This window comes from Coxiella-like endosymbiont, assembly GCF_002871095.1.
In the GTDB taxonomy this organism is placed as follows: domain Bacteria; phylum Pseudomonadota; class Gammaproteobacteria; order Coxiellales; family Coxiellaceae; genus Coxiella.
In genome coordinates, this window is record NZ_NSHJ01000153.1 from 1 (window position 1) to 4331 (window position 4331).

Consider the following 4331-nt stretch of genomic DNA (forward strand, 5'->3'; position numbering starts at 1 on the left):
ATTCATAACCCCCATCGAATAATTCAACTTATATTGTTCCGTAGTTAATAACGTTGCCGTTTTTACCGGTTGATTCAACCAATAAGCAGAGTGACCGACCCTTAGGAAGGGTAATTTTTTAGGAGGAGTAAAATAAATAGATTCATTTATTATCTTTTTAGTTTACTGTCTTTCAAGTTTTTTAGCGAGATACGTTTTAAAAAGGCTAAGATTTAAATTTACTTGCTTACTTTAAAGACAACTTTGTAGCCTAGCCTCTTTCCCCCCCCCCTTACTTCCTAAAGAAGTTCACCTTTACTATTATTCATCTTCCATCGCCATCAAAGAGGCGTTTCCACCAGCAGCGGTTGTGTTGACTGTCAACGTGCTTTCTACACAATAACGAAGCAAATAATGCGGCCCACCAGCTTTAGGCCCTGTTCCAGATAACCAGCTTCCCCCGAAAGGTTGAACACCTACAACAGCCCCAATCATATTGCGATTGACATAAATATTACCTGCATTAATACGACGTTGAATATAATCTATCGTTTCATCAATACGGCTCTGAATACCAAAGGTAAGCCCATATCCCAAACCATTAATATCGTCTATCACCTTATCTAAGTCCTGACGACGATATCGCAAAACATGTAAAATAGGTCCAAAAACTTCGCTTTTAATCAAGCTTAAATTAGATAATTCATAAGCTTGGGGAGCTAAAAATGTTCCATGAGTTGCTGCTAGGGGTAAATTAACTTTATAAATTAATTTCGATTTTTTTTGCATAAAAGCAGCATATTCTTGTAAAGTTACTTGAGCTTTAGCATCAATAACGGGTCCCACATCGGTAGTTAATAACATAGGATCTCCTATTTTAATTTCAGCCATTGCACCTGCTAACATTTTTATTACATTATCAGCAATATCATCCTGGAGATATAAAATTCGAAGAGCAGAACAACGTTGACCTGCACTATCGAAAGCAGAAACAATGACATCTTGAACTAATTGCTCGGATAGTGCAGTCGAATCCACTATCATGGCATTAATACCAGATGTTTCTGTCACGAAAGGAACGATGGGACCAGGTCGATTAGCTAATGTTTTTTGAATATGACGGGCGGTATTGTCAGAACCAGTAAATATAATTCCACTAATTTTAAGATTTTTAATTAATGCTTCCCCTACAGTTCCTCCAGGACCTGGTATTAATTGTAAAATTTCTACAGGCACACCTGCTTCATGAAATAAATGAGTAACCTTAGCTGCTGTTAAAGGTGTTCGTCCCGAGGGCTTAGCAATTACGGCATTTCCCGTTACTAAGGCTGCAGCAATTTGTCCTGTAAATATAGCTACCGGAAAATTCCAGGGACTAATACACAAGATAATACCACGACCATGCATTCGCAGAACATTGTGTTCTCCTGTGTAACCCGGCAACACAGTATCATTTAGCTGTTTTTCAGCCTGTTCTGCATAATAACGACAAAAATCAATAGCCTCACGGACTTCCGATAAAGCATTTTGTAGAGTCCGGCCCCCTTCACGCACAACTAAGGCCATTAATTCAGGTTGATGTGCTTCCAACAAGTCCGCCATTTTTCGTATAATATTAGCACGTGCATTCACCCCTTTCTGATCCCAATAGGGAAAAGCTGAAGACCCCATTATAATAGCTTTTTCTACATCAAATTCATCTGCTAATTCAATCACACCAATCTGACGTCGATTATCAGCCGGATCAAAAACAGGTTTACCCTTTTTAATCTCACGTAAGAATGGGGATGCTTGCCATATTTTTTGTAGTGCATTATGGATCGATTCAGCGAGAGATTTTAATTCTGCATAATTGCTTAGATCTTTTCCTATTGAATTTAATCGCGCTTTAGCAAAAAGATTTCTAGGCAAGGGAATCTTGGGATTAGGAATTACTCCCAACCTCCCAATTTTTTTAATTGGACTTTCAATCAGGTCAGAAATTGGTATCGTTTTATCTGCAATGCGATTGACAAAGGAACTATTAGCTCCATTTTCCAATAATCGCCGAACAAGATAAGGTAACAAATCTTCATAACACCCTACTGGCGCATAAATTCGGCAAGGTAGATTTAATTTTGAAACGATATAATGATGTAAAGCTTTACCCATACCCTGTAGATTTTGGAATTCAAATTGGTAATCGTCATAACGAGAATCCATTAATGTTAAAATCGCTGCAATTGAATAGGCGTTATGAGTGGCAAATTGTGGATAAAGAGCATCTTGAGCGCTTAACATTTTCTTTGCACAAGCAATATAAGAAATATCTGTATTCACTTTCCGAGTAAAAACAGGGTAATTGGTCAATCCTTCCATTTGAGTTAATTTTATTTCGGAATCCCAATACGCCCCCTTCACCAGCCGAATGGGAATACGGCGTTCTTGTTGGCGACTCAATTCAATTAACCACTCAATTAATGGAAAAGCGCGCTTTTGATAAGCTTGGACAGCGAGGCCAAGACCTTCCCATCCAGAAAAAGCATTATCTGTAAATAATCCTTTGAAGATATCCAAGGACATATCTAATCGATCAGCTTCTTCCGCATCAATAGTCATGCCAATTTTTTGTTCTTTTGCACGCAAAGCTAATTCTTTTACGCGTTCAATTAAAAAAGGCACTGCTTCTTCACGTTTTTTAAAATCATAGCGAGGATATAATGCAGATAATTTAACTGAAATACTCGGTGCTTCATAAATGTTTTTTATGTCGTGACTTTTTCCTAAAATGCTAATAGCATGATAATAAGAATTATAATATCGATCAGCATCGCTCTGTGTTCGTGCAACTTCACCCAACATATCATAAGAATATCGAAAACCCTCTTTTAAAGAGATCTTCGAACGTTTAATAGCTTCTTCAATAGTACAACCTAAAACAAAATGATCACTCATTAATTTCATTGCTTCACGGATCGCTTTACGAATAACAGGTTCACCACTTTTACGGATGAGATTACTCCAAATAGTTTTGAATTGTCGGTCTTTTTCTTTTTTTAATATTTTGCCTGAAAATACTAATCCCCATCTAGCAAAATTCACCAAAGTTGATTCACTTGCACCCACATATTTATTCCATTCCGCACTAGTCAATTTATCTCGAATTAATAAATTTTTAGTTTGTTTATCTGGGACACGTAATAAAGCTTCTGCAAGACACATTAATAAAATTCGTTCCTCGGTAGAAAGCTCATAATGCATCATAAAGCCTTCAATGCCCCACCGCTCTTTTTCTTTTTCCCGCACAGTGATGACTAATCTTTCTGCCCATTGACTCACAGTACATTCAATGGCAGGGGTAAAATCAATCAATTCTAATAATTGATTGATAGCAGTAGTTTCATCCATTCGATAAGCTTCATCTAACGTTGGCCGTATCCAGTCAGGATCGAATGGTTGCTCAAAAAAAAGTTGGACTATATCGGTCATCTTACTCCTCAACCATTAGCTTTTTCAAAACGTCTAATACTCCCCTGAAATACTTTTTCTGCCTCATCTTTATTATCCCAACCTTTTACTTTAGCCCATTTAGTAGTGGGTTCCAAATCTTTATAGTGTTCGAAGAAATGAGCAATGATATCCAATAAGACAGGGGATACATCTTTAATAGATTGAATAGATTCATATTCTCTACAGACTTTAGCAAGAGGAAATGTTAAAATTTTACTATCTTCTCCAGCTTCATCTTCCATTCGCATCAAACCTACCGCTCGTACACGTATCAATGTTCCAGGCTGTAGGGGCACTGGTGTCATTACTAAGACATCGAGTGGGTCACCATCTTCCGCTAGAGTATTTGGTACAAATCCATAATTACAAGGATAACGCATAACTGTCGGGATAAATCGGTCAACGCTCAAAAATCGAAAGTCTTTATTGTATTCATACTTAACTTCACCCCCGTTCATAGGAATTTCAATAATTGCATTAAAATCATTGATATCCTCACCTACTGAAATTGTAAGTGTCATGAGCACTTCCTCCTTACTAAATGAAGCATAGCCAATAGTATACCAGGTTTAAAAATCCGATGAAGTAAAATCACAAACCCTCAGCATATCATCCAGAGGAGGTTATCACTAAAAACTCCAATTTTATTGGAGTTTTTATTATTTTATTTTTTATAAAAGATATTTTATTATTTTGATTAATGATATATCATATTATGATATATATATGATTTATTATAAATCTTTCTCTTATACTCATTTGACGCTGACGATGATGCAGTCGGTTTTACCTTCCTTTGGTCACATTTTACTTTAAAGCTACCTTTATTTTCCTCCTCTTTGATTTTTCGTGCCTTCTCGTTT

General features: G+C 36.7%; 2 protein-coding genes. Both read right to left on the minus strand.

Annotated features, from left to right (window positions below):
- Positions 1 to 300 precede the first annotated feature (300 nt).
- Positions 301 to 3447, minus strand: a complete 3147-nt coding sequence (putA, locus tag CLERM_RS03530; RefSeq protein ID WP_102157207.1) for a bifunctional proline dehydrogenase/L-glutamate gamma-semialdehyde dehydrogenase PutA — start codon at positions 3445 to 3447, stop codon at positions 301 to 303.
- Between the two features lie 8 nt (positions 3448 to 3455).
- Entirely contained in the window at positions 3456 to 3989 is a 534-nt protein-coding gene (gene ppa, locus CLERM_RS03535; protein WP_102157208.1) for an inorganic diphosphatase, read from the minus strand.
- Positions 3990 to 4331: the final 342 nt, after the last annotated feature.

What these genes read in the sequence shown, in the direction of transcription:
- putA (WP_102157207.1), bottom strand. Translation starts at nt 3,447, where the DNA reads ATGACCGATATAGTCCAACTTTTTTTTGAGCAACCATTCGATCCTGAC.
- ppa (WP_102157208.1), bottom strand. Translation starts at nt 3,989, where the DNA reads ATGACACTTACAATTTCAGTAGGTGAGGATATCAATGATTTTAATGCA.